Annotated in this window: 20 protein-coding genes and 2 pseudogenes; 10 read left to right on the forward strand and 12 right to left on the reverse strand. The window is 42.4% G+C overall.

Going from position 1 to position 25,966, the window contains the following annotated elements; translation table 11 throughout:
• Both EAE92_RS05145 and nemA read left to right on the forward strand, forming a co-directional pair.
• Positions 1-230 (forward strand): annotated as a pseudogene (locus EAE92_RS05145) (hypothetical protein); the annotation flags it as partial.
• A 469-nt stretch (positions 231-699) separates the two neighbouring features.
• A complete protein-coding gene (gene nemA / locus EAE92_RS05150) occupies positions 700-1,812 on the forward strand; it encodes an alkene reductase (RefSeq protein WP_214067287.1) in 1,113 nt (370 codons plus the stop codon).
• Positions 1,813-1,869: 57 nt separating this feature from the next.
• Here nemA and EAE92_RS05155 read toward each other — a convergent pair whose 3' ends face one another.
• A complete protein-coding gene (locus EAE92_RS05155; protein ID WP_040150746.1) occupies positions 1,870-2,778 on the reverse strand; it encodes a LysR family transcriptional regulator in 909 nt (302 codons plus the stop codon).
• Positions 2,779-2,903: 125 nt separating this feature from the next.
• Here EAE92_RS05155 and EAE92_RS05160 point away from each other — a divergent pair, with 125 nt between their 5' ends.
• The gene (locus EAE92_RS05160; protein WP_214067288.1) at positions 2,904-3,365 is read left to right on the forward strand and encodes a helix-turn-helix domain-containing protein; all 462 of its coding nucleotides are present in this window, start codon (positions 2,904-2,906) and stop codon (positions 3,363-3,365) included.
• Between the two features lie 141 nt (positions 3,366-3,506).
• On the opposite strand, the gene EAE92_RS05165 is transcribed toward EAE92_RS05160, so the two are convergent.
• Both EAE92_RS05165 and EAE92_RS05170 read right to left on the reverse strand, forming a co-directional pair.
• Positions 3,507-3,785: an antitoxin of toxin-antitoxin stability system gene (locus EAE92_RS05165; RefSeq protein WP_214067289.1), complete on the reverse strand. Its 279-nt coding sequence runs from the start codon at positions 3,783-3,785 to the stop codon at positions 3,507-3,509.
• Between the two features lie 177 nt (positions 3,786-3,962).
• Positions 3,963-4,871 (reverse strand): PhzF family phenazine biosynthesis protein, encoded by a 909-nt coding sequence (locus EAE92_RS05170; protein WP_214067290.1) that lies wholly within the window; start codon positions 4,869-4,871, stop codon positions 3,963-3,965.
• 288 nt (positions 4,872-5,159) lie between these two features.
• On the opposite strand from EAE92_RS05170, the gene EAE92_RS05175 reads away from it, so the two are divergent.
• Both EAE92_RS05175 and EAE92_RS05180 read left to right on the forward strand, forming a co-directional pair.
• Complete coding sequence (locus tag EAE92_RS05175) at positions 5,160-6,473, forward strand: glycoside hydrolase family 30 protein (protein ID WP_214067291.1); 1,314 nt, start codon at positions 5,160-5,162, stop codon at positions 6,471-6,473.
• Positions 6,474-6,499: 26 nt separating this feature from the next.
• Positions 6,500-7,942 (forward strand): 6-phospho-beta-glucosidase, encoded by a 1,443-nt coding sequence (locus EAE92_RS05180; RefSeq protein ID WP_214067292.1) that lies wholly within the window; start codon positions 6,500-6,502, stop codon positions 7,940-7,942.
• A gap of 54 nt (positions 7,943-7,996) precedes the next feature.
• Here EAE92_RS05180 and EAE92_RS05185 read toward each other — a convergent pair whose 3' ends face one another.
• A complete protein-coding gene (locus tag EAE92_RS05185; RefSeq protein ID WP_214067293.1) occupies positions 7,997-9,181 on the reverse strand; it encodes a XylR family transcriptional regulator in 1,185 nt (394 codons plus the stop codon).
• Positions 9,182-9,510: 329 nt separating this feature from the next.
• On the opposite strand from EAE92_RS05185, the gene xylA reads away from it, so the two are divergent.
• The 3 genes from xylA (at position 9,511) to EAE92_RS05200 (ending at position 12,403) form a co-directional block, all read left to right on the forward strand.
• A complete protein-coding gene (gene xylA / locus EAE92_RS05190) occupies positions 9,511-10,830 on the forward strand; it encodes a xylose isomerase (RefSeq protein ID WP_046395416.1) in 1,320 nt (439 codons plus the stop codon).
• A 429-nt stretch (positions 10,831-11,259) separates the two neighbouring features.
• The gene (locus EAE92_RS05195) at positions 11,260-11,808 is read left to right on the forward strand and encodes a hypothetical protein (protein ID WP_246545016.1); all 549 of its coding nucleotides are present in this window, start codon (positions 11,260-11,262) and stop codon (positions 11,806-11,808) included.
• A gap of 223 nt (positions 11,809-12,031) precedes the next feature.
• Positions 12,032-12,403 (forward strand): VOC family protein, encoded by a 372-nt coding sequence (locus tag EAE92_RS05200; protein WP_214067294.1) that lies wholly within the window; start codon positions 12,032-12,034, stop codon positions 12,401-12,403.
• Positions 12,404-12,551: 148 nt separating this feature from the next.
• Here EAE92_RS05200 and EAE92_RS05205 read toward each other — a convergent pair.
• From EAE92_RS05205 to EAE92_RS05215, 3 genes and pseudogenes are all read right to left on the reverse strand, one after another.
• Positions 12,552-12,653: pseudogene (locus tag EAE92_RS05205) on the reverse strand (type II toxin-antitoxin system YoeB family toxin); the annotation flags it as partial.
• Positions 12,640-12,891, reverse strand: a complete 252-nt coding sequence (locus EAE92_RS05210) for a type II toxin-antitoxin system Phd/YefM family antitoxin (RefSeq protein ID WP_214067295.1) — start codon at positions 12,889-12,891, stop codon at positions 12,640-12,642. The gene EAE92_RS05210 and the pseudogene EAE92_RS05205, both read right to left, overlap by 14 nt.
• Positions 12,892-12,937: 46 nt before the next feature.
• Positions 12,938-13,351, reverse strand: coding sequence for an Exc2 family lipoprotein (locus EAE92_RS05215; RefSeq protein ID WP_052105690.1), 414 nt, complete (start codon positions 13,349-13,351; stop codon positions 12,938-12,940).
• A 247-nt stretch (positions 13,352-13,598) separates the two neighbouring features.
• Between EAE92_RS05215 and EAE92_RS05220 the strand changes: the two genes are divergently transcribed.
• Positions 13,599-13,838: a type II toxin-antitoxin system CcdA family antitoxin gene (locus EAE92_RS05220; protein WP_040150771.1), complete on the forward strand. Its 240-nt coding sequence runs from the start codon at positions 13,599-13,601 to the stop codon at positions 13,836-13,838.
• A gap of 1 nt (position 13,839) precedes the next feature.
• On the forward strand, positions 13,840-14,145 hold the full coding sequence (locus tag EAE92_RS05225) for a CcdB family protein (RefSeq protein WP_046395409.1): 306 nt from the start codon (positions 13,840-13,842) through the stop codon (positions 14,143-14,145).
• 152 nt (positions 14,146-14,297) lie between these two features.
• Here EAE92_RS05225 and EAE92_RS05230 read toward each other — a convergent pair whose 3' ends face one another.
• The 5 genes from EAE92_RS05230 to EAE92_RS05250 all read right to left on the reverse strand — a co-directional run bounded on the left by EAE92_RS05230 (position 14,298) and on the right by EAE92_RS05250 (position 25,953).
• Entirely contained in the window at positions 14,298-17,909 is a 3,612-nt protein-coding gene (locus EAE92_RS05230) for a transporter substrate-binding domain-containing protein (protein WP_214067296.1), read from the reverse strand.
• Between the two features lie 3 nt (positions 17,910-17,912).
• Positions 17,913-18,539: a response regulator gene (locus EAE92_RS05235; protein ID WP_214067297.1), complete on the reverse strand. Its 627-nt coding sequence runs from the start codon at positions 18,537-18,539 to the stop codon at positions 17,913-17,915.
• A 16-nt stretch (positions 18,540-18,555) separates the two neighbouring features.
• A complete protein-coding gene (locus tag EAE92_RS05240; protein WP_246545017.1) occupies positions 18,556-19,803 on the reverse strand; it encodes a diguanylate cyclase family protein in 1,248 nt (415 codons plus the stop codon).
• 71 nt (positions 19,804-19,874) lie between these two features.
• The gene (tssH, locus tag EAE92_RS05245; protein WP_214067299.1) at positions 19,875-22,457 is read right to left on the reverse strand and encodes a type VI secretion system ATPase TssH; all 2,583 of its coding nucleotides are present in this window, start codon (positions 22,455-22,457) and stop codon (positions 19,875-19,877) included.
• Positions 22,450-25,953, reverse strand: coding sequence for a type VI secretion protein IcmF/TssM N-terminal domain-containing protein (locus EAE92_RS05250; RefSeq protein ID WP_214067300.1), 3,504 nt, complete (start codon positions 25,951-25,953; stop codon positions 22,450-22,452). Before EAE92_RS05250 ends, tssH begins: the two co-directional genes overlap by 8 nt.
• Between the last annotated feature and the right edge of the window lie 13 nt (positions 25,954-25,966).

Here is a 25,966-nt window from a genome sequence, read left to right on the forward strand (position 1 = left end):
TTCTTACCGGTCAGTGCCTGACCCTCCTGAAGCGCTTTCAGGGCTTTGTCGAAATCGAAAGATTGAGTCATTTGTCATTCCTTTTTGAGATATATTACTGGAATGACACAGAATTTCTAACACTCCCGAAATATTCTATAAAAAGTCCCGCTTTTGTTGAAAAACATCATCTGTTATCGGGTCAATTTGATAAAAATTGGCCCGATGGCGCTCTGGAATCATCAGGATAAGGGCAATTGGTAATCGCCTCTACAATAATATCAATATGAATGATGGCCGCTTTTGCTTCCCAGGACTTGATTAATGGCATTTCGAAAATATTAGCAAATTAGATTTTTCATAATAAACAGTCTTTGACTTTATCTCAATATATCTACTCTTAATTCTCCTTCCCTTCATTATTCAGTTAAATCAGATTAATTTCATATTAAGTTCTTCCGATGTTACTTAATGCCATTCAGTCAATGCTGAGGTTTGATTATTGGTAACTTGGGGAATATCGCTCCCATATTAAGGTACATATTCTCCCTAATTGAAATTAAAATTAATTAAAACAATGAATTATGAATTCGCCGAATTTGTGCCTCAAATTAAAACTATTGAACCTAACTTTCCTACCAATTACCCTTCTTCTCACCAAAAAATAATGCAATTACGTTTTCTTATTTGGATCTCGTAGTTTCATATAAAGGAGGATTTATGAAAGTTCCCCATCTGTTCAATCCACTAAAAATAGGTGCTATTACTACGCCCAATCGTATTTTTATGGCGCCGCTTACTCGCTTACGAAATACTGAACCCGGCGATATTCCCACGCCAATGATGGCTGAATATTATCGTCAACGTGCTAGCGCTGGATTGATCATCACTGAGGCGACGCAGGTTTCATTTCAGGCGAAAGGTTATTCAGGCGCGCCGGGGCTGCATACTCCTGAACAGATAAGCGCTTGGAAGAAAATCAATGAAGGAATTCATCAGGCTGGTGGTCTTAGCAACGTGCAACTATGGCATACGGGGCGAATATCTCACACTTCTCTCCAGCCGGAGCAACTGGCCCCTGTGGCACCTTCTGCGATATCGGCTAACGCGCGGACTTCGGTGCGAGACGCGGAAGGTAATGTGATTCGAATTGACACCTCTAAGCCGCGTGCTCTGGAGAGAGATGAAATTCACCAAATTGTCAATGACTTCCGTCAGGCAGCCATCAATGCACAAGAAGCTAACTTTGACATGATGGAAATCCATGCTGCACATGGTTACCTTATTCATCAGTTTTTGTCTCCTTCTGCTAATCAACGTGATGATGAATATGGTGGCAGTATTGAAAATCGTGCGCGTTTCGCACTGGAGGTGGTGGATGCGGCTATTGAAAGTTGGAGTTCTGATCGGATTGGCATCCGTATCTATCCGTTAGGGCCATACAATGGTCTGGATCACTACGAAGATGAGGAGAAAGCAGCTATTTATCTGATCCGGGAGTTGGCAAAGCGTAATCTGTCTTATCTGCATATTTCCGAGCCTGATTGGGCTGGAGGAGAACCTTTCAGCGAAGCATTTCGTCGAACTATTCGCGAGGCTTACCCCGGTGTTATTGTTGCGGCAGGCGCTTATACTGCCGAGAAAGCGGAGAAACTGATTGAGAAAGGATTAATTGATGCAGTGGCATTCGGGCGAAACTTTATCGCCAATCCTGACTTAGTTGAGCGCCTGCGAATTGATGCACCCTTGAATGAGCTACGTCCAGAATTCTTCTATGCTAATGGCCCTGAAGGGTACATCGATTATCCTACCTTAAAGCAGTTAAGCGCGTAATCATACTGTGCGCTTTAATGACGGTGATGATCACCGCCATTAAAGCGCTTTCACCTGCTACTCCCAAGGCATACCATCTTCCCAGTTCTCTACTAGTAGGTCGATAAATCCCCGGATGCGGGGGGAAAGATGTTTTTTACTTGGATAAATGATTCGAATGGGTTCAGGTTCAACATGATAATTTTCCAACAAGGGGACAAGCTTACCGTTATTAAGATCCCGACCAACAACATAGCTAGGCAGATGAATGATACCGAACCCTGCCAGCGCCGATTCGAGCATGGCTTCCGCGCTATCTATGTTTAGGCGTCCCGGCCCTTCGAAAACGTAGGTTCCTTCCGCAGTCTCAAAACGCCAAGTACGGCGTTTATCCGCACTCAGGAAGAAAATAGTGTCATGTTCATGTAGCGCCTGTGGTGTTTCAGGTACGCCTCGTCGGGCCAAATAATCCGGTGACGCACAAGTAATCATCCACTGAGTAGCGATAGTACGTGTAAGAATACGAGAATCATCTTTTGGTTTACCAATGCGGATGGCGATATCGAACCCTTCCTCGATCAAATCAACATAACGATCAGTAAAGGCAATATCTGCCCGTAGATCAGGCCAGCGTTTCAGGAAAGTTTCCAGCAAGGAAAGAATATGGCGCTTTCCTAAGGAGATCGGTGCGGTTAATTTCAGCGTCCCGGTTGGGTTTACCCTGCGCATCGCCATCGTGTTATCCACCTCTTCGAGGTCTTCAAGAATCTGACGACAGCGTTCGAACATAATGCGTCCTTCATCTGTCAGGCCAAGCTGCCGCGTTGTTCGGTTCAGCAATCTTACGCCTAAGCGAGTCTCCAGGCGCACAATGCTCTTACCAATAGCGGATCGAGTAAGCCCCAAAGACCCCGCCGCTTGCGTATAACTTCCTGCCCGTACCGCAGCAACAAAAGCCGCAATATCACCGATTCGGTTTAATTCCATTTGTGCTCCTAAAATGTTCTGAGGATAGGCTGCTTAAAACAGTCACGTTGCGTTTATTGCGTTTTTCGTTTATTTCGTTTATTTCGTTTAGTGTTTTAAAGTGAAATGACTAACAGGTGCTAAACATGATTACTTCTACTTTCTCTGATGTAAATCTTCCGGCTAAACACGAAAGTGAAATAGCCGAAAAAGGGTTGCGTGAATTTGCTGCGTTCCTTTCAACAAAACTTGAAACTCAGCAGATTTCAATTATGAGTGATGACCATGAATCTCATCAAATTGAAGTGCCTACATCTGCGCTTACTATGCTAGTGCAAATCTTGAGTGAACTCGCTTCAGGTAATGCAGTGCAAATCGTTCCTGTTCATGCTGAACTAACAACTCAAGAAGCTGCAAACATATTGAATGTATCGCGACCTCATATGGTTAAACTTCTGGAAGATGGTTGTCTTCCTTTCCATAAAACAGGTCGGCACAGGCGTATTCGTTTTGCTGATCTGATGGAATATAAAAAGCAGCGTAACGCTGAAAGTATGGGGGCTATGAGGGAACTAGCTAATCAGGCTCAGGAATTAGGGATATATTAATGATTCATTCCCTTGCCGTCGTGATGCATCTTGAAATCCATAGGGTATATAACTTTATTTTTTGAATATGCGCTACAGTCTGGCTCTCCTACTCCCACACGTCAGCGCGGTCTTGCTTCGCTTCTGGTGTCCAGATAACTTTCACGCTTGGTCCATCACATTGGCACGCCGTGCGGCAAACTCGGCTTCGACTTCATCATTAGATTGGCCCAAACCAGCACGCATTGAGGTTCGCCCGGCTTCTACCTTGTGACACAGAAATTTATCGTATTCTCGTTCCTCACGTTGACGTTGAATAAACTCGCGCATAAGTTCGCGTAGCACCTGTGAGGCTGGGCGGTGAGCAGCTTCGGCTTCAGCCATAAATTCGGCACGTAGTTCAGGTTCTAATTTCATCGTAAAAACAGCTTGTTTCGTCATGAGCTAACCCCCTAACATTATTATTCTATACTAATAAAGTATGTATAATCTCATTACTTTGCGCGATTTTCTAGCATAATTAGGGAGAATTGAAATCAATATCACTTGTCGGAAAACATCTGTTTTCCGACAAAACAAGCGCCCTTTCTGAACTATATATAGGGCTGATAACTTTTTTCAGATTGTAATGGCGCCATTAATACAAGTCACAGCACCACCGCCGACAAAAATCTTACCGTCAGAATGGCTGAGCCATACGCTTCCCTGACGGCCAAGTTTTTTGCCTTGTGATGAATGAACGATTTTATTGTCAATCATTGCTACTTTGTGGTAGTGCATGAATGCGGCAACGCTGCCGTTTCCACTGCCGCAAACTGGGTCTTCATTGACACCGCATGAAGGGGCAAAAGAGCGTACTTCAATATCAGCTTCCGCCCCCTCGCAATAGGCGCCATACAGACAAACTCCGGTGACGTTCATTTGCGTGTCATGCTCGCACAATTTGGCATAATCAGGTTCCGCTGCCAGCACGGCTTCTGCTCCCGTAGTATGACCGACAATAGTATGACCGACAATAGTATGAGCGACAATCCAGCGAGCTCCCACGTCAATAAGTGCCGGTGTTAACGCGCGATCTAACGGGCAACCCAGAATGCTTTCAAGGCGATCTATCTGTTCGGTGCTAAGCAATGTGATAGTCGGTTCTGGCAGTTCAAAGGTAATTAATTGTTGACCGGGTTGCATTTCGGTAACGTTCAGCGTAATTAGCCCTGCTCCACATTCTTGCACAATACGTCCTTCTTTCGCCTGAATTAATCCGGCTTCAAGCAGAGCATGTGCGGTACCGATCGTGGGATGACCGGCAAAAGGAAGTTCACTACCGGGAGTGAAAATCCGTACACGGTAATCTGCTAGAGGGTTTTCTACCGGAAGAACAAAAGTGGTCTCGGAGAGATTGGTCCAGTTAGCAATAGCCTGCATTTGTATCGGTGATAGTCCTTTGGCATCCATGACAACGGCAACGGGATTTCCTTTAAAAGGCCGGTGGGTGAATACATCAACCTGCTTAAATGGTGCGAGAGACATAAAATTTCCTTTTTATGATGTAAAAGTGGTTTAGCAGTGTATCTGGAAAAATATATCAGGACTATCATGGTTTCTCAAAAGTAGCTTTTGCCCTATCCTTTAATTTAAACATCTATATTATTAATACGGTAATTTATAATAAAAGAATAATTTCGATAAAATATATGTGATTAAACTCAAAGAAACGAATTAAGTTAAATTCTTTGTGAAATAACTTAATGTCAATATTAAGATAACTATGCTTAATTAATTTCAATAAATTCATACTTTTACGGGAAATAATAAGACATGGTTAGATTTATCTATACAAATAATAAAGAGCAATGGAAAGAAGGATTGTCGATCATAAAAACAGATGAAAAAGCCAATTTAATTATCACCAATAAACGAGGTCGTAGATTAGATGGCTTTGGTGGTTGTTTCAATGAGCTTGGCATGAAGGCTTTATTAGATCTGGATAAAGAAAATAGAAAAGTAGTGCTAGATAAATTATTTTCACCGGATGGAGAGTGTAAATTAACATTAGCCAGGATGCCTATTGGCGCCAGTGATTATGCGGTTTCTTGGTATAGTTTAAACGATATTGAAGATGATTATGGTATGGCTAATTTCTCCATTAAAAGAGATAAACGCTTACTCATTCCCTATATAAAAGAAGCTTTAGAAAGGCAACCAAATTTAAAAATATCTGCTTCACCGTGGAGTCCTCCGGTATGGCTTAAAACTCATCAAGTCTGTAATTTTGGCAGATTAAAGCGTGATGCTCAAAGTCAGAATGCATATGCTTTATATTTTTTAAAATTTATCGAAGAGTATCAGAAAGAAGGCATTTCAATTGATCAAATTCATATTCAGAATGAAGTTGCTGCGGATCAAAAATTTCCCTCTTGTGTATGGAGCGGTGAGCAATTAAGAGATTTTATAAGAAACTATCTCGGACCGAAATTCGAACAAAATAATGTAAAAACTGAGATTTGGTTAGGTACTATTAATGCCCCTGAATTCTTTAAAGAAATTGGGCAAGATTATGACGATTACGCAAACTGTGTATTACGTGATATGGCCGCCTATAAATATATAAAAGGCGTTGGTTATCAATGGCAAGGGAAAAATGCCATTCAAAGAACGGTACAAAGCTATCCAGAATTAAAATATTATCAAACTGAAAATGAATGTGGTGATGGTCATAATAGTTGGGAATATGCTCATTATGTGTTTACACTTTTCAGGCACTATTTAACTAATGGCGCTAATGGTTATTTTTACTGGAATATGGTGCTGAATTCAGGGGGGGAAAGTAGTTGGGGTTGGAAACAGAATAGTATGATAAGTATTCCAAAAGGAATAAATAAAGTGGTATATAATCCAGAGTATTATGTCATGCGCCATTTTTCGGGTTTAATTTTACCTGATGCGCAACATGTTGAGTTAGAAGGTAATATGTCAGGAAATGCCGTTGCTTTCGAGAATAAATCGGGTTCCTTAGTGGTGAATATAAATAACTCTTATAAAGAAAAGAAAAAATTAAATATTGGTTATAACAATGATATTTTGTCTATTTATTTGGAACCTGATTCGATTAATTCTATTATATTTAACTAAGAGAACATGACAATCTGGAGTTATCTATGAAGAATAAATTTCCTACCGGTTTTTTATGGGGCGGCGCGGTTGCCGCTAACCAAGTTGAAGGTTATTGGAATCAGGATGGCAAAGGAATGAGTATTGCTGATGTTATGACAAAAGGAGAGCACGGCGTTGATCGTGTCATAACTAATGGTATTGAGGGAAATAAAATCTATCCTAATCATCAAGGTGTGAAATTTTATTCCCATTATAAAGATGACATTGCACTATTTGCAGAAATGGGATTCAAATGTTTTAGGACATCAATTGCCTGGGCGAGAATTTTTCCTCTAGGTGATGAATTACAACCTAACGAGGCAGGCTTAAAATTTTACGATGATCTTATTGATGAATTATTGAAATATAATATTGAACCCATTATTACTTTATCTCACTTTGAAACTCCTTATCATTTGGTTAAAAAATATGGCGGTTGGTATAACCGAAAATTAATAGACTTTTTCATGAATTTTAGTTTGACGGTTATGGAAAGATATAAAAACAGAGTCAAATACTGGATTACATTTAATGAAATTAATAACCAAATAAATTGGCAATATCCACTATTTGGTTATTGTAATTCAGGCGTGATTTTTCAGGATCATGACAATCCAGAGCAAGTCATGTATCAAACTATTCATCATCAATTTGTTGCTAGTGCGAAAGTTGTCAAATTAGGCCATGAAATAAATCCTAATTTCAAAATTGGCTGCATGATCCATATGTCGCCATTATATCCAGAGAGCTGTAAGCCAGAAGATGTTTTATATGCACAACAAGCCATGCGCCAGAAATATCTTTTTAGCGATGTTCAGCTTCGTGGATATTATCCATCTTATCTTATTAAAGAATGGGAAAGAAAAAACATAGAACTTCATATTGAAGATGGTGATTTAATTTGGTTACGAGAAGGTTGCGCTGATTATCTAGCAATAAGTTATTATATGAGTAATATCGTCTCTTCATCTCCGAAAATGTTAGAAAAAGATAGCCAATCCCTCTCCTTCTTTGAGAAAGGAAAGCTCAATCCTTATTTAAAATCCTCTGAGTGGGAGTGGCAAATTGATCCTATAGGGATTCGATACAGCTTATCTGAATTATATGAGCGTTATCAAAAACCGATGTTTATTGTTGAAAATGGGTTGGGTTCCGTTGATAAATTATCTCAAGATGGCGTTATCAATGATGATTATCGTATTGAATATTTAGCATCGCATCTATCTGAGATTAAAAAATCTATTTTTTTCGATGGTGTTGATATCCTCGGTTATACTGCATGGGGATGTATCGATTGTGTCTCTTTCTCAACTGGTGAATACCGTAAGCGATATGGGTTTATCTATGTCAATGTTGATGATAACGGCAATGGAGACTTTGCGCGTTATAAGAAAAAGAGTTTTTATTGGTATAAAGAAGTTATAGAAACAAACGGTGAAGATATTTAATTAAATTAAAAGCTATCCTATTTGTCTTTAGGATGGCTTATTAATTTGAAATAATTAAGTTTTTTTAGTGATTTGATATTTGTCTCGATACTCTTTAGGTGTCATATTATAGTTTCGTTTAAACATGGAGTAAAAATAATGTAAAGAAGAGTAGCCACAAACAGTAACAATTTCACTGATTGAAATAGAGGTATGGATTAAAAGATTTTTTACTTTATCTAATTTCTCATTATGAATAATAGTATGAATTGTTTGTCCAAATTCATTTTTAAAACGGTTTTCAAGATTAGAACGTGACATACCAACAGCATCAATAACTTGTTCAACTCTTATCCCTTTACAGGCGTTATGACGAATATAATGCATTGCTTGAATAACTGCGGGATCATTTAATGCCCGAAAATCTGTCGATTGCCTTGCAATAACTTTTAAAGGTGGAATTAATTGGCGGTGGTATTTTTTAGGAACGTAACCTCTAAGAAGTTGATGAAGTAATTTTGCTGCCTGATAGCCCATTTGTTGTGTACCTTGTACAACGGAAGAAAGCTCGGTACGCGAAAGAAAACGGGCTATTTCTTCATTATCTATGCCTATAACACAGATTTTATCGGGAATAGGAATATTTAAATGTTCACATGCGGCTAAAATATGTCGAGCTCTGGCATCCGTTACCGCGATAATGCCGGTATTTGGCGGTAAAGTTTGGAGCCAATCTTTTAATCTATTTTGTGCGTAAAACCAGTTTTCTGGCGTCGTCTCCATTCCTTGATACACCACACCTTGATATTTTTCTTTTTCAACTAATTGTCGGAAAGCGTATTCACGCTCTATTGCCCATCGTTTACCGCTTGTCTGAGGTAAACCATAAAATGCAAAGCGTTTAATACCTTTATCTTTTAAATGATTAAATGCACTTTCTATTAAAGCAAAGTTATTTGTCGCAATATAATGAGCCGCAGGATAATGATTTTCTTGATGATAAGAGCCGCCGACACCAATAACAGGAATGTCTAACTGACTGAAAATACGCTGAATTTCTATATCATCAAAATCAGCAATAATTCCATCACTCTGCAAAGTTTTCAAACTATTTAATTTTGTGGTGAAATCTTCTTCAATAAAAATATCCCAATTACATTGGCATGCTTGTAAATATTCACCTATCCCTTCTATCACCTGACGATCATAAGCTTTATTGGCATTAAATAATAGTGTTATATGGTATCGTCTGTTCATCATTGGTATCCTTATTGATTTATACAATATTAATCATAATTATTTTTCTGTTTTCAGAATTGAATTAATGCCAAATTATGAGATAAATCACACAATTAACAATAATCTTAATGAAGAAATAAAATAACACAATTGAAAATAGTGACGTTGATGAACAGAATTTTATACACACACGTATGTCTATACCTTATAGATTTCAAGATGGATCGCGGCGGCAAGGGAGTGAATCCCCGGGAGCATAGCAAACTATGTGACCGGGGTGAGCGAGTGCACGAGTGCAGCCAACAAAGAGGCAACTTGAAAGATAACGGGTATATTAGATAGAGGTTGATATGCATCGATACTTTGAGAGAGTAAATAGAATCAGTTACGAAGGTAGGCAAAGTAATAATCCATTAGCTTTCCGTCACTACAATCCCGAAGAGATTATTCTAGGCAAAAAGATGAAAGATCATCTGCGTTTTGCCGTCTGCTATTGGCACAATTTCTGTTGGAATGGTACTGATATGTTTGGTGCTGGAGCGTTTGAACGTTTTTGGCAAAAAGGCAATGATGCTTTAGAACTGGCTAAGCTCAAAGCTGATGTTGCTTTTGAGTTTTTCTACAAGCTAAATATTCCTTTTTATTGTTTCCATGATATTGATGTCGCTCCCGAAGGTTGTTCCTTAAAAGAATATATTTATAATTTGGGCGTTATGTCCGATATTCTTGCTGATAAACAAGCAGAGACTGGCGTTAAATTATTATGGGGAACGGCAAACTGTTTTACGCACCCTCGCTATGCTGCTGGTGCGTCAACTAATCCAGATCTCAATATTTTCGCTTATGCATCGGCACAAGTATGTCAAGTTATGCAAATGACCAAAAAACTGGGTGGTGAAAATTATGTACTGTGGGGCGGACGTGAAGGTTATGAAAGTTTGCTCAATACAGATTTACGTCAAGAAAGAGAACAAATCGGCCGTTTTATGCAAATGGTTGTGGATTACAAATACAAAATTGGCTTTCAGGGGACATTATTAATTGAACCTAAACCTCAGGAGCCGACTAAACACCAATATGATTATGATGTAGCTACCGTTTATGGTTTCCTAAAGCAGTTCGGTTTAGAAAATGAAATTAAGGTGAATATTGAAGCTAACCATGCCACATTAGCTGGACACTCATTTCAACATGAAGTCGCCACAGCGATTGCATTGGGGATATTTGGTTCTATTGATGCGAATCGCGGGGATGCCCAACTTGGCTGGGATACTGATCAATTTCCAAATAGTGTCGAGGAGAATTCTCTGGTAATGTATGAAATCTTAAAAGCCGGTGGTTTTACTACGGGTGGTTTAAATTTCGATGCAAAAGTCCGCCGTCAAAGTATTGATATTGATGATCTGTTTTATGGACATATCGGTGCCATTGATACGATGGCTTTATCGTTAAAAAGTGCGGTGAAAATATTAGTCGACGGTAAATTAGATGAATATGTCGCTCAACGTTATTCTGGTTGGAATAGTGAACTAGGTAGAAATATTCTTCAAGGAAAGATGACACTTAATGAAGTAGCTCACTATGCAGAAACGTTGGTTCAGGAGCCTAAGCATCGAAGTGGACAACAGGAATTACTCGAAAATCTTATTAATCGCTATATTTATGATTAAATTAGTTATTGGCTAACAGGTCCGGTATTGAGAGTAACCAAATTAGCGTAACCATTTCAGTCTTTCTGGGTATTATTGACAGATTTATTACTAGAATAAGTAGTTAAATTCGGTAATAAAAAGGAATTTTTATATTGTATAATTCAAAGAGTTAATAGATATTGGCATATCTATATGGATAACAACATTTTCCATCCGAATAATAGCATTGATGCGAGCCTGATAACTTTTCATTAAAATTGTTAAATACATTAAGAGATATTTATAAATAATAAGATAAGTCTGCACATCTCAGATAGATTCTGACAAATCAGAAATAATTGAGAATTATTTTATACTGCGTACATTGTTGCTTATTTTTAAATAATTTTAAACATATAGTAAATGTCTTATTTTTTAGTGCTACAAAGTCAGCAAAAGGGGATAAATATGTATTTTCTAGGTTATCATGGAACTAATGAGTCTTCTGCCAGAAATATTCTCATTAATGGCGTCCAATCGAAATTCTTGCCTCCAATGGGACAAATTGGACGTGGATTTTATATTGCTAAAGTAAATGGGCCATTGCCAGATTGGGGAGCCGGTTGTGCAACTGGACCACTGTCAACATTTCAAAAAATAGTTAATATTCTAACAGGTTATAATTACAATCCATTTATAGGAATAAATAAGAGACCAGCTATTCTGAAAGTATATTCAACTAAGCCGTTAATACATTGTAAATGGTCAGTTATGAATCCGGATAGTATTGAATTTATTAGATTTATGCCATCTACTGGAGAATATATTCTGGAGAGATATAAATGGCTGCAAATGGTTATTCCATTTGAAGAGCTTAAATATCTTCATGTAGAGCGATATGATGGAAAAAATGAACGTTCGAAAAATTGGTATTCTAGAGAGAGTCATTCACCGGGGAGCGATCACCCATATGAACCACGTATGGGAAGCGAACCACCCAGACGAAACTCAATATAGGGTGAACGATTTTTTCACCATACTTAAGGAACATCGCCCGAATAATGCGGGCGAATTTTTTATATGTGAGATTTATGACATCTCTTTACATATGTATGTATATACATATGATTAACATCACTATAGAATGATAAATGCAACTCAATAACAAATGTTACTTGTTGAGTTATATAACAATTTGTTTTTACTCTTATTTGAATCTGATTTACATGAGAATGACATAATGACAGTATCCCGCAAACCTAACCTTCAACTTGTTTATGTATCTGATATCGAACGTTCGACAGCCTTTTACAAGACACTTTTTAATTCTGAGCCGCTGTTTTCGAGTCCTCGTTATGTGGCATTTGCCGCCGATGGTGAAGCACTATTTGCTATTTGGTCAGGCGGAACAACGCCGGATGCCTCTACCCCACGGTTCTCTGAGATCGGTATTATGTTGCCATCCGGTGAAGAAGTAGATCGTTTATTTGAGGAATGGCGAAAGAAACCCGATATTAAGATTGTGAAGGAACCCCATACTGAGGTCTTTGGTCGTACCTTCCTCGTTGAAGACCCCGATGGTCATATTATTCGGGTATGTCCTTTGGATTAGAGAGATATTTTCTCTTTACGCTTTATGGCGTAGGGCGTAGGGCGTGAGCGGCAATGGGAGTATTTGATTTATTGCATAGTCGTCATCACGATTTCTTAAAATAACGACTAGAGGACTTCGTTTGTGGGGTCCTCTGAGAGGTAGTCACTTAATAGTGATAGCGACATTGTACGATAATGATTGCATCATCTGTTACCTTGTAAATCAGACGATGCTCTCGATTAATACGAATACGTTTAGACCAATAACCCTTTTTTAATTATTCTTTCTGCTTCTACTTCAGCAATTGCCTGATTTAAACGTGCAGCGTTTTTCGGGCTAGCCATTAAGTAGGCTGTTTCTTCGTAGGCTTGAAAATTTTCCAAACTTAGGATGACCGCTGGTTTTCCATTCTGGTGAGTAATCAAAATTGGCTTGTGATCGTCGTTCACCTTATCTAAGGTGCTGGCAAAGTGAGTTTTAAATATTGAATAGCTTATTGTGTCCATTGCTAATCCCTTACTTTATTGTGCTTATAAGTTATAGCTAATTCTCTTACTTTCCATAGTAACCGGCCTCGTAAGAGTTGATGATTCCATCAATTAATGCTTTTTTCTTCTTATTTGAAATCTGACTATTGTTGACTTTTTCTGTATGTACTTTTGGTGAAATAAATATTTCTGACATATTGATTTCTTGAATTAAACTATCACTTTTAAAATAATTAATTTTTTGATCAATTTCATGTGAACTGATATTGTTCATTTTATCCTTAACTCCCTCTCTATAAAATTGTTCAAAGAATGGAGTCATTAACTTAATAGAGTTATTTACATGTGTTTGGAAATTGGGATCAAAATCATTGTTAGAACGATAAACATAATGTCGGGCTTCCCGTTCATAGGGTGGTAGATTTGTTGAACAAGAGGATAAAAATAAAAAAATAGGTAAAAGATATAAAGTGCGCATACAAAATCCTTAGCAATTTTGTTCTAATCGGCAGTTGGATATTCCATTGAGCGAGAGAGCGTACCCTAAAGATGTTTTCATATCAATAATAGATGCTGGCATGCCTTGAGCTGCCTGATTTACAACTAGGTTGCTGGGATACGAACGCCCAAATTGCCTCTTTAGCTTGCTTCTCTGCTGTTCTTATATATAAAAAAGCCTGCTATAATTACAAGTGTAAAATAACGTGTTTCATACAGGGGTTAACATGCCATCAGCACAAATCAGATTAAAGAAAACAGTGAGTGTGACCGTTGCACCCGAACTGTATCAACAAGCAAGACAGGTAGGGCTTAACTTATCGGCAGTATTGACTAGGGCACTAACTTCGGAATTGAAAGCCATTGAATCTGAACGTTGGAAGCGTGAGAATAAAGCAGGAATGGAGGAACTTAATCGTATCACTAACGAACACGGTTTATTGTCAGATAAGTACAAGGTGTTCTGAGATGCAGTATGTTGTTTATCGTAATATTGGCAATTCTGATTACCCATATCTTCTTGACGTACAGAGTGACATTATCGATGTGCTGGATACAAGATTAATGATCCCCCTGTTTCTGAAAGGAAATTTTAAAGGCAACGTTCCTATAAGATTGTGTCCAATATTGACAATTGAGGAAAGTGACTACATTGTGATGACTCATGAAATGGCAAGTATCAGAGTATCTATGATTGGTGATGAGGTTATTGATGTTACATCCCACCGGAAAAAAATTAGAGATGCTCTAGATTTTCTCATTGATGGATTCTGACCAGTCGAAAAAACAACTTAAAATATGGTTAGATGCTCTGACCATGCCAGACTGCTGACAAACCTCGTTGAAAATAACGAGGTTTGTTTTTTTATGATAGTATAAATTGCACTCATCTCTTCACGGTTTTTCTGGATAGTTTCACCCGGTTTTTAACCCTGTAATTCTCCCAATTTCTGCGCAATCTGCTGTTGAAAATATTCCGCACGAGTTAATAAAACGGCTAGTGTTTTCACATCACAATGTTCACTCTTTTCAATCCGCAGGCAGACACGTATTCCTTGCTGATATTGCGTCAGCGCAAAAGCGCCTTTCATACGATGGGCGTGATGCACAACTTTCTCATGACATTGCTGGTTTTCCTGTTGTTGCAATTCTGCAATATCTTCCGACATCCCTTGTTGTATGGCACTGAGTAATTGACGTTCTACCGCCACATCTTGTTGAGCTAATGCTTGAATCTCATCGAATTTTAACGTTGCTTTGTCATTGACTTGCCGGTAGTAACGGGTAATTTCTGCCAGCAATTTGCTTTGCACCAGTGGTTTGGTTAATACACCATTCATTCCGGCTTCCAAACAACGAGCCTGTTCGGTAGAAAACGCGTTCGCAGTGCATCCCAGAATAATAAATGGCGGTAGTTGCCATGATCGTTCATGCTTTCTCAGCACCTGAGCCAGTTCGTAACCGTTCATCACCGGCATCTGGCAATCTGTCAGCACGATATCGAAATAGCCCTTTTCCACCAGATTCATGGCCTGTTCGCCGCTTTCAGCAAGTGCAATACGATGGCCCGATGACGCTAACTGTAATGACAGTACTTGTAAATTGGCAGGTAGATCATCAACTACTAAGATATTCAAAGATTCATTAAGTTCCACCCCAATATTTTCGGCTTTTTCACTTATCGCTTCCTTTTCAATAACACTGCGCGTAAGCGGTAACACCACGGTAACTTGTGCGCCGCCACTGGGCGCACCCGTGATTTTTAAGCTGCCACCCATTAATTCAACTAACTGTACAGAGATAGGTAGTCCCAACCCTGTTCCGGTTTTACCGCCATTATGTTGCGTCACCTGTACATAGGGCAGCAAAACGGCTTCATACATGGTTTCCGGGATGCCGCAACCGGTATCGGCAACCACCAGCGTAATTTCATCTTGGTGACTTTCTGGAATAGGCTGATAGCTAGCGCTGATTTGCACACTGCCCTGTTCGGTAAATTTAATGGCATTGCCCAACAGGTTATTGATGATTTGGGTTACGCGTGTTGCGTCCAGTAGATGATAATGTTCAGGCGGCAAATCAAACTGATAGGTGAAACACAGTTCTTTTTCCTTTGCTCGATGGTTAAACGTTGCCACACAATTTTCCAGAATCGCTTGCAGTGATTCCGGCTTGAGATTCAGCACCATTCGCCCGGATTCTATCTTGGAGAAATCCAGCACATCACCGATGATTCCTTGCAAAGATATTGCTGCCTGCCAGGCGATATGTAATGGCGTGGATGGCTGAGTTTGCTTTTTTACCTCCAGATCAAGAATACCAATAATGGCTTGCAGCGGTGTTCGAATCTCATGGCTCATGTGGGCCAGAAAGTCAGATTTCTCCAGGCTGGCGAGTTCCGCCTTATCACGCTCCTGACGTAGTTCTTGCGCCAGCAATTTACGTTCGGTCACGTCAAACCAACCACCAATGATTCCCTGAACAACGCCTTCGGTATTGCTATAACTTTCGAGCCATAAATAAACGTCTTTGTCCTGTCCCTGAATAACAATGTTGCGATCAGAGAAATGCACCGGCGCCCCTTCCAAGCAGCGTAGAAAGATTAGACTAATCTCTTGCTCATCGACCGGTTTTAAAAAGCATAGAGAAAAAAGACTGCGGCCAATCACCTCAGATCCGACAGCGCCCATTTCATGCCGGAAATAAAGGTTAGCCGCCGTGATGCACATGGTAGGATCGCAGACAAACATTGGCGTAGGCATGTTATTAAAGAGTGTTTCCCAGTACGCCAGCAAATCTTGTAAGTTGCTCTCTGCGGTTTTACGTCGTCTGATTTGATGTGCAAGATAACTGCCCCAAAAGATTGAACTTAACGCAATCACAAGTAACGCCCCTCCCCACAGCTTCACCCAAGGAGAGATTTTATTGTCATCATAAGGCGTGACGTTCGCCATAGATAACCACTTCAACCGCAATACTCGCAGTTCATTTGGAGGCAGTGCGTCAATGCTTTTATTTAATATATCAACCAGTTGAGGATAGGCCGGTATGATGGCGTATTGCTCCGGTTGCAATGAGCCTTTAAAGAACTGAATAGAAATGTTGGTACCGTAGCGGCTTGCTTGTAGGTAATCAGCACTGATCAGGCTATCAAAAGTTGCATCTGCCGCTCCGGCCAGCACCATATCAATACCTTGTGTCACGCTGTCAACTTCGATGATGAAAATCTCTGGATACGGTTTTAATAGTGATAAAAGTGCGTTACCGCGTTGAATCGCCACCCGATGGTGTTTAAGTTGTTCAAACTCATAAGGCGCATTACGCTCATTGCGCGTGATCATCACCCATTCCACGGTACCATAGGGATGACTGAAAGAGAGCCAACGGTTACGTTCGGGCGTGTTGAGCATGGAGGTCATTTGCGCTTCGCCATTTTCCAACAGCTTTTTAATGCCTACTGCGCCATCTGTTGGGATGAAATTAAAGGTGATGCCGCTTTTTTCTCCCAGTAAACGCAAAATGTCCACATCCAGTCCGGTGATCTGGCTGTTTTTATCCAGAAAGGAATAAGGCGGCGCATTGCGATTCAGCGCCACATTGACGACGGGATTTTTTTTAATCCAGGCTTTTTCCTGAGCGGAAAAGATTGCGGCGTCGTTATTGTTGCCCAACGCCAGTCCAGAAATCCAACGTTCGTAAACTTTATTTCTGATGGCATGAGGAATGGATGTCAGAATCAGATTTACCGCTTCAACCATGCCATCGCCATTGTGACCGAGAAAATCATATCGCTCTCCGAGTGAAATATCCCGGCGGTAAGTCAATCCGGTAAATGGGCGAAAAGCCAGCAAATAGGCAATCTGGCTTTGCCCGTCCAGATAGGCATCCATTTCACCATCCACAACGGCCTGTATCCCCTGCTGCTGATTTTTCGCCACCACGATGCGACGGTAATGTTGACGTAATTGCTTAATGACACCCGGATCACTGCCAGGCGCCGCTATAATATTCATTTTGGCAAATGGCATATTCACTTGTTCTTTGCGCATAATCAGAGCGAGTGGTTGTACCAGAATCGGGTAAGTGTCATTTACTCCATTTCCTGATTGTGATGAGGCGGAATTCGATAACAGTTGGATATCTCCACGTTGCAATGCTTTATAAGCTGATTCCCAGTTGCCAAACAGCCGTACTTCCACCGGCCTTTTCAGCACGGTTTCAATCAAGCGCAGATAATCCGCATAGATCCCTTCCAGCTTGCCGTCCCAACGATGGATCACTAATGGAGCGCCGATACAACAGAGAATGCCGACTTTTAATGTTGGAAAGCGTGGAGGAAAAATTCCATGTTCTTTGACAGGAAAAGGCAGAAATTCCTGTGATTCTTGCGTGATATTTGAATAAAACTCCACCGGTAGTCCATTGGCGGGCAACTCTTGCGCATTGCGGTATTCAAACAGGTTGAGACTCCAGCCAGATAGCGGTAACAGCAATACCAATAGGGTAATCCATCGCCGTGTTTTGCGCCGGTGCCTCATGGTTTATAGCCCCAGTCCAATCTGATGCAAATAATTATAAAGCGCTGCTTCACTGTCTAATCCGAGCTTTCTCATCGCGCTGATTTTTTGTGCGCTGATGGTCTGCTTAGTTCGGTACAAACGCGCAGCGATATCATTCACACTCAATCCTTGCCCCAACAATTTAATCACTTCCAATTCTTTACTGGTTAGCGTTTTTACAACCTCTTCGTCCGGTGATTCGAGAAATTGTTCACTTAAATAGGGTTTATCATGTCCGGTTGTACTGTATAACCCTTTGACCAGCTCATGGGATAAGCTGTTCTTATTCAGAATCGCTTTTACTCTGTAATCAATCAATGAAGCAATGATTTTCCGGTCGCTGATCATGGTGATGACCACAATAGGCAGATTTGGATACTGTTCCCGTATCCGGTTAATCATCCTCAGACCGTCGATCTGGTTATGACCCGGCATAATGAAATCCGTAATCAGCATATCCGCTTCTTTTTCCTCCAGTAGAGAGAAAAGCGTGGCGACATCATGGGCTTCCCCCACAATTTGGTAATTCTCCGGCAATGTTGCCAGTATCGTGCGTAGTCCTAATAAAAATACCGGATGATCATCGGCAATAATGACTCGTCTGGGCATGAGTTATTTCTCCAGATTATTTACTTTTTATATTTACTATTTCACGTATCGTTCCTTCAATAAAACCGGCATCTTCTCCCACATGGATGATTAAGGCGATAATGACCAGATTAAATTCGCCTTTGCCATCGGCAATCCGAATTTTTAGTGTCTGCGGTATTTGCGAGACGGAATTTTTAAGCTGTTCGATTTTATGTCGATCTTCCTGATGTACCCAAGCCATCAATTGCGACCAGGAGGCAGGCGCTTTTCCACACCGCATCCAGGCAGAGCCATTATGATGCCAGTATAGATGCCCGTTGGCGCTTAACCGAAAGCAATTAACTTGTTCTTGATCCAGCATGGCTCTCATTAACAGAAGACGCGCTTTACGCTGATGTAATGCATTGATTATATTAGATAAATAACTACAGTATAACAACGCAGGCAAGGTCAACGCTGTGCTGTACCAAGCCGCTATTTGCACATTTTGTTGGAGATTGGTTGACGGGGATGAGAATGGCCCAAGACCAAAAATGGTGGCGCTGACGATCCCCACCGTACACAGGGATAAAAAGCTGCTTAATACCAACAGATTACCGCTTAGTGCTAGCAGCATTGGTAAACTAAAAGAAAACAGCAGTGCGATCCCTTGCCAGTGTATTTTCCCGGTTTCCGGTGGCGGACTGATGAACAAGGCTGTCATGGCAAATAGGGCCGCCAGCCATAAACCGTAGATTTTCCAGTTTTCAACCCTATTTTTCTCATAGGTGATACAGGAGATAACAAACAGCGTAAATGGCAGATAACTCAATACTGAGCCTACGACAATCGGTAATGAAACCGATATGTCGGTAGGATAACCAAAGAGATGAAGTATCCACTTTGCGATAAATCGCTCAATGATGCCGCTTAACGAACAGAGCGCCGTCAGGCTAAGAATCTCTATTGCCCGTTTCGGGGTCCGCATGACACCGTAAAAAAACTGCCAGATCAGCGCGGTTACCACCAGCATCATCACATTGATGATGGAGAAGATCAGCGATACGTTTACCGGTCTTCCATACCACTGGCTGGCGGTCAGTGCAATCAAGGCGCCCGTTATTAACCAGACAGGCCAATACCGTGGCGCCCTGGCGCAAAATATGCCTTGTAACAAGCCTGCCGGAAACCACACTAATGATGACAGACTCCACACATCCCGTACCTGTAGGCTTAACAGTGCCAGCGCGAAATTGACCAAGGTAAAAATAAACCAGAAGATCACTATCTTTTTCATTTTCATCGGGATCTTATTCCGTAACACTGATGTTACATTGGTAAGATAATAATAGCAGAGATAAGCGTTTACTACCTTTAGTTGATAATATTGGATAGTGATAGTTTCTTTTTGTCCGATCGTAACTGTATCTGACCTTCGGCAACATCCATCCAGATATTTTGATTTACCGTCGCATCACCGAGCAACAATTGATCTGATAACAGCGGCAGGACGAACTGAGTTAACAAGTTATCAATTTCACGGGCGCCGCTTTCCGCAATTCGGCACTCTTCAGCGATAAAAGCCACCAGCGCGTCGCTATAGCGCAATTCACTCTGGGTTGATTGACGATAACGCACGACAATTTTATTCAGTTTATGGCGCACAATGGCATGCAGAACTTCGCCATGTACCGGCAGATAAGGGATAACCTGTAAACGACCTAAAAATGCCGGCGTAAAAATACGTTGCAGTTCTGGCCGGATAATCTCCTGAATATCTTCCAGAGTGGCCGGGCGATTTTCCCCCTGCTCTTTTACTCCGTGCGTTGCTGCACGCATCACCAAATCTGATGCCGCATTGGTAGTCAAGATAATAAGCGTATTGCGAAAGTTAATCTGTTGCCCCTCGGCATCTTCCATCATGCCTTTATCGAATACTTGAAAGAACAACTCCAGCACATCGGGGTGAGCTTTCTCCACTTCATCAAGTAGCACTACGCTGTAAGGTTGACGTCGGACCGCTTCCGTCAATACACCGCCTTGTCCATAACCGACGTAGCCCGGAGGAGAACCTTTCAAACCGGAAACTGAATGAGCTTCCTGATATTCCGACATGTTAATCGTGATCAGATGATGCTCACCGCCATACAATTCATGGGCCAGCGCTAAGGCGGTCTCAGTTTTCCCCACACCGGAAGGACCTGCGAGCATAAATACTCCGGTAGGTTTCACCGGATCGGCCAGTTGTGCTTTAGCGATCCGAATTTGACGCGCTATCTGGCTGAGCGCATGATCTTGCCCCATGACCCGTTGACCGAGGCGGGTTTCTAACTGACGCAACACATCACGCTCATTTTCTACCATCCGGCCAAGGGGAATTCCTGTCCAGCCGGCAACAATGTCTGCGACACAGGCGGCATCAACACAGTCAAAGACATAAGCGTGCTGATGGTGGCGTTGATGCAGTTCTGCCCGTAGCACAGGCAACCGTTCGTCATGTTCTTCACAAGCGAGGATGTCATTGACCAACTGACGTTGAGCGTGATATTCCGGCAAAATTTCTGCTAGTGATGCTTGTAATTCAGTCTGACGTTGCGCCAATTTCTGTAACTTGGTTTCATGACCGCCTTCACGTAACAATGCTTCCTGCTCGGTAGCGATGTTTGTCAGCATGGCACGTAGATCTTCAATCGGCGCCGGTTCATCAGTCTGTGAAACTGCAACGCGGGCACAGGCGCTATCTAACAGGCTAACCGATTTATCCGGTAACTGACGTCCAGTGATATAACGGTTGGCTAATGTAACGGCTTCTGTGACCGCCTCTGCAAGTACTTTGACGCCATGATGTTTTTCCATTGCCGGCGTCATGGCGCGTAACATGGCGATTGCCAGCTCTAACGAAGGCTCTTCGACTTTGATCACTTGGAAACGACGTGCTAACGCCGCGTCTTTTTCAAAGTACTTTTTATATTCAGACCAAGTGGTTGCCGCAATTGCCCGTAATTCACCCCGTGCCAACGCGGGTTTCAACAGATTAGCCGCATCGTTTTGCCCGGCTTGGCCGCCTGCGCCGATCAGCGTGTGTGCTTCATCGATAAACAGAATCACCGGCGTGGGATACTTTTTCACCTCATCCAATAATTTTTGCAAACGGCTTTCAAACTCGCCTTTTACGCTAGCGCCCGCTTGTAGCAGCCCCAGATCCAGAGTAAATAATTCAGCTTGCGCCAAAACTTTCGGTACACGCCCCTCAACGATTCGTTGGGCAAGCCCTTCAATCAGCGCAGTTTTGCCGACGCCCGCTTCACCGGTTAACAACGGGTTGTTTTGGCGACGACGTAACAGCACATCAATTAATTGACGGATCTCCCGCTCACGTCCTAAAACCGGGTCTAGTTTGTTATCGCGAGCGGCCTGTGTCAGGTGATGCGTGTATTGTGCCAGTGCGGATTGAGTATTATCCCCGACGGGCGTCGTAATTTGTTGTGGTTCCGTATGTGCCTGCGTACGCAACCACTGTTCTATCCCTTCTCTGTTACCCTGTAACGCCTGCTGTAGTTCTGAGGTAAGCGAATGGTGCAGTGACGGATTCACGATCAGTGTCACAATCAGCGCCTGAGCGGTAATCTGTGATGCTCCCCAGTGAGTACTGGCATACATCCAGGTCTGTTCCATCCATTCAGTGAGGTTGGTAGCCAGTACCGGCGGACGATGATTACCACTACGTAATAGCGTCAGTGACCGTTGGCAGGCATTGAGCAACGTCATGGCATCAATACCACCGTGGCGACACACTTGTTCCATCGTCGGAAGCTGTTTTTCAAACAAAGCCAATAATAGATGTTCAATCTCCACTTCATGATGGGTGCGCCGTACCGCCAGATTCGCGGCTTCATCAAGGCACTGACGCGCTTCTGCCGTTAATTTACTGACGATCTGTTTAAGATAATTACTCACTTTTAGGTTTCCTTAATTCGTTCCAATGGGTGGTGATCTGTGATGGCAAAGTAGAGAGAGTTCCTTTTGCCACTGTTGGCTCACTTAGATTTAACAACTGGCTATCCAGTCGGCTGCGTTGTTCCAATAACGCCGTTTGTTGTTGCTGATGTTGCTGCCACTGTTGATACAGTGTTGAAGCAGCTTTGCTTCCGCTGATTTGATAGCGCACAGTAATGTTATTGATACCCAATGCGCTTAATTCATCGCGCCGCTGTGGAAACGCTTGTGCTGCCAGTGTCAGTTCACCGCGGGAAAAAGCGTGCATAAATTGCAACAAACCATCGGGGCCTACGTAACTTTTGCTTAATGTAAAGCGGGGAAAATAGACATCAACTTGTACTTTACCGCATGTGCCGGGGCTCCAATGCAGCGTCAGGCTGTCATTGAAATTCATACTTTTAAGCTGCTGTACGCCATCATCACAACTCAACGTCACTGAACTGCCTACTGGCAATACTTTTGCCCCTTGGTTAGCAGTCGCCGGCTGACTGACAATCGTGACTTCCGCCGATGGCTTCTGTTCTTGCTTCGGTTCCTGTTGTGCCGTCGCCAGTTGTTGCTCGCTTTCCAGTAAGGCGAGTTTCTCTTGCAGGCGACGACGAATATCCGATGTTGCTGAAAGTAGGTCATTCGGTTGGATTAGGTTATTAATATAGAAAATGAAATCATCGTTAAACGGAAAGAGCACATCTTCCATTTCCTGACGCTTAATCCCTTCGGGACGAATATCCAGCGCATACTCTGCGGTATCCCGTACAAATGCGTTGCTGTATTCATACAAACGCGCATTCAATTCCCGGCCATCAAACAGTTCCTGTCTGCTTAATTTCTCCATTGGCCAAATCACTTTACTTTCCCACTGGGTTTGCAAACGACTGGCGGCACTTAAGAAGGCGTAACGCAGTACCAGATGAGCATCACCCTGATAGAGTCGCCATAGGGTTTCATTTACCCCGGCATTCTGTTTGCTTTCAGCCTCATGGCGCCACAAGGTGAAGCGGCTGAACAATGCACGCAGGCCGCTATCGTCCAGTTCCCCTTTCCCATTGTTTAACGCATTTTTAACCAACACTTCGGTTTCCATATTACTGAGCAACTCGCGTTGGCTATTTAACTGTACTGCTTGTCGGTAGACGCGATAGCGTGTCAATACGTTGTCATCCAGCCGTACAGAGATCTGCGGTGAAATACCAAACCACGACATGATGCGCTGGCGTAAAGAGAGGTTTCCTAGCGAGACCCGTTGCATCACGTTACTTTTTTGCACGTAACCATGCAGTTGCCATAAACGATGTTGCGTCTGTAACCAAGGTTGTTGCTCCGTCGACTCTACCGTGGATAAATCACGTTCTAACTGTGTCAGAAAGGTGATATAGGGACTATTATATTGACCCGTTGCTAATATCAGCGTTTGCCAGTTTTTCTTGCCTCGTACTAACGTTTCTGCTTGAGGCATAGCCTGAGCGAATGCTAACCACTCTGATTGGCGCTGGTTTTGATACTGTTGATAAAACGAGCGCTGTAAAGGAGCAAAAAATTCCGGTCGGTTAAGAGCTTGTGCCAGTTCACCCAAGGTTGCCTGAATATCTTGCTCACCGGCTTGGGTATAAACACCACGGATACGAGCGTTAATTGTGGCGGCATCCTCGCTGGTCAATGGCCAGAAATCAGCCAGCGTCAGTGAATGGGTTCCTGCCGGTTGTTCGTCGGCTAACAGCCACTGCCAATTACCGTCATCTGCCAGTAGTGCCTGTAATGTGTCCTGCCATTGATCAAATTCTTGCTGTGCGTTGTCTTGGCGATATTGCGCCAGACGGAGTGCCACGCGCTGCTCTGCGGATAACGGATCGTTTTCACCGCTTAACAGAGAGGCTGAATAAGCAGGCATGTGCTGTAAAGTTTCCAGCGTAGCGCCATGCGCCATTGCCTGTTCGATGTTAATAAAACGTGCCCAATGTAAAGCAAACAGTCTTTTTTGTGGTGCTTCCGCGTTACGGAAACGTGCTAGCAAGTGTGTTGCTACCGATGCCGGGTTGAAGGCGTTAACAGGCGCTTGTTGCTGGTATTGCCGCGCCATCCGTTGTTCCATCGTATGGGTGACCGGATAGAAAAGCAGAGATGGCAAGGTTTCCTGCAACCAGTACTCAACTTTTTGATAGCGCAAGTAACTCCGCTCAAGCGGGTCTGCCTCATGAATGCTTTCAAGCTGCGTAACACCACGCCAGGTAGTCATCAAGGCATTGCCTGCGCCGTATACCAGCATCAAACCGAGTAAGCTAACCAATACGCGTTTGGTCAATGTCCGCCAGCCTGCCAGCAATACGCTATCGCTACTTTTATCTAGGCTAACTTGGTCTGGCAGATATTCTCCCAATAAACGGTGGCTGAAAACGCCCGTGGTTTGATGTTCCGCGGTAAAAAACATGCCACGCAACAGTCCATGCTCCAGATAATGGTCTTGGTCGAACAAGGCGTTCAGGTAGCAACCTAGCGCTGGTTGCAGTTGAGCGACGGTTTCTGGTAACGCTAAGACTGCCGCGTTGGGTTGCTGACGTTGCTGATTGAGCAACTTAAGACGCATCATTTTCAATGTGTTAACAATGATGCTCATACTCTTATCCAGCACGTCGGTGACGTTACCCACTGCGTGATGCTCAATAAAATCGCCTAGCAATTCAGCACGTTGTTCTACTGACAGTTGGGCGCGCCAATGGTCAAACCCCGGCAATGTTTCACTGTGGGTAAGGATCAACCAGATTGGCAAGCGACGTTCCAGACGTATCTGTAATGGCTCCAACTGCGCTCGTACCTGACGTGCGGCGATATAGAGCGCTCTATTGTCGTTGTTTAGCAACTGTTCCACTGACAAGCAAACGAGTACACCAGCCGGTTTACGTCCCTGCGCTATCCAGCGTATCAGACGTAACCAAGCTTGCCGGTACAGGGATTGACCTTCGGTATAACGGCCGGAAACGACCATGTACATTGCCTGACGGAAGAACCACCAGCGACAGGTAAAGGTGTTTTCTGTCAGCGATGGCAGATTTTTCCCCGTCATGGGCGCTACATTGCAGCGTGTTAACAGCTTCTGTTTACCATTGCCCCGTTCTCCTACCACCAGAAACCACGGTGGAACAGGACCGTTACGGTGTAACAGTGAACGGAATCGACGCCAACTTTGTAAATGTCCTCCCTGCCACCAGTGCTGGTATAGTAAATATTCCAGACGGTTATCTCCTTTCCGCCAGAATTTATTTATCCAGCGCAGTTTATTCATTATTTGCGGTATGAATGCAATTGCCCCACGTAGCAGTAATAACAACAGAAATAGGCAAAGAAATAGTAACAGGCCACCTATTGTCGGCCACGAAAATACCACAGCAATAGTTAAACTGAGTAATAACAGGATAACCATCACGCTAAGCCAGCCAATGGCATAAAATAATTTTTTCATGTTTAATTTCCGA

This window comes from Photorhabdus hainanensis, from assembly GCF_018448965.1.
In the GTDB taxonomy this organism is placed as follows: domain Bacteria; phylum Pseudomonadota; class Gammaproteobacteria; order Enterobacterales; family Enterobacteriaceae; genus Photorhabdus; species Photorhabdus akhurstii.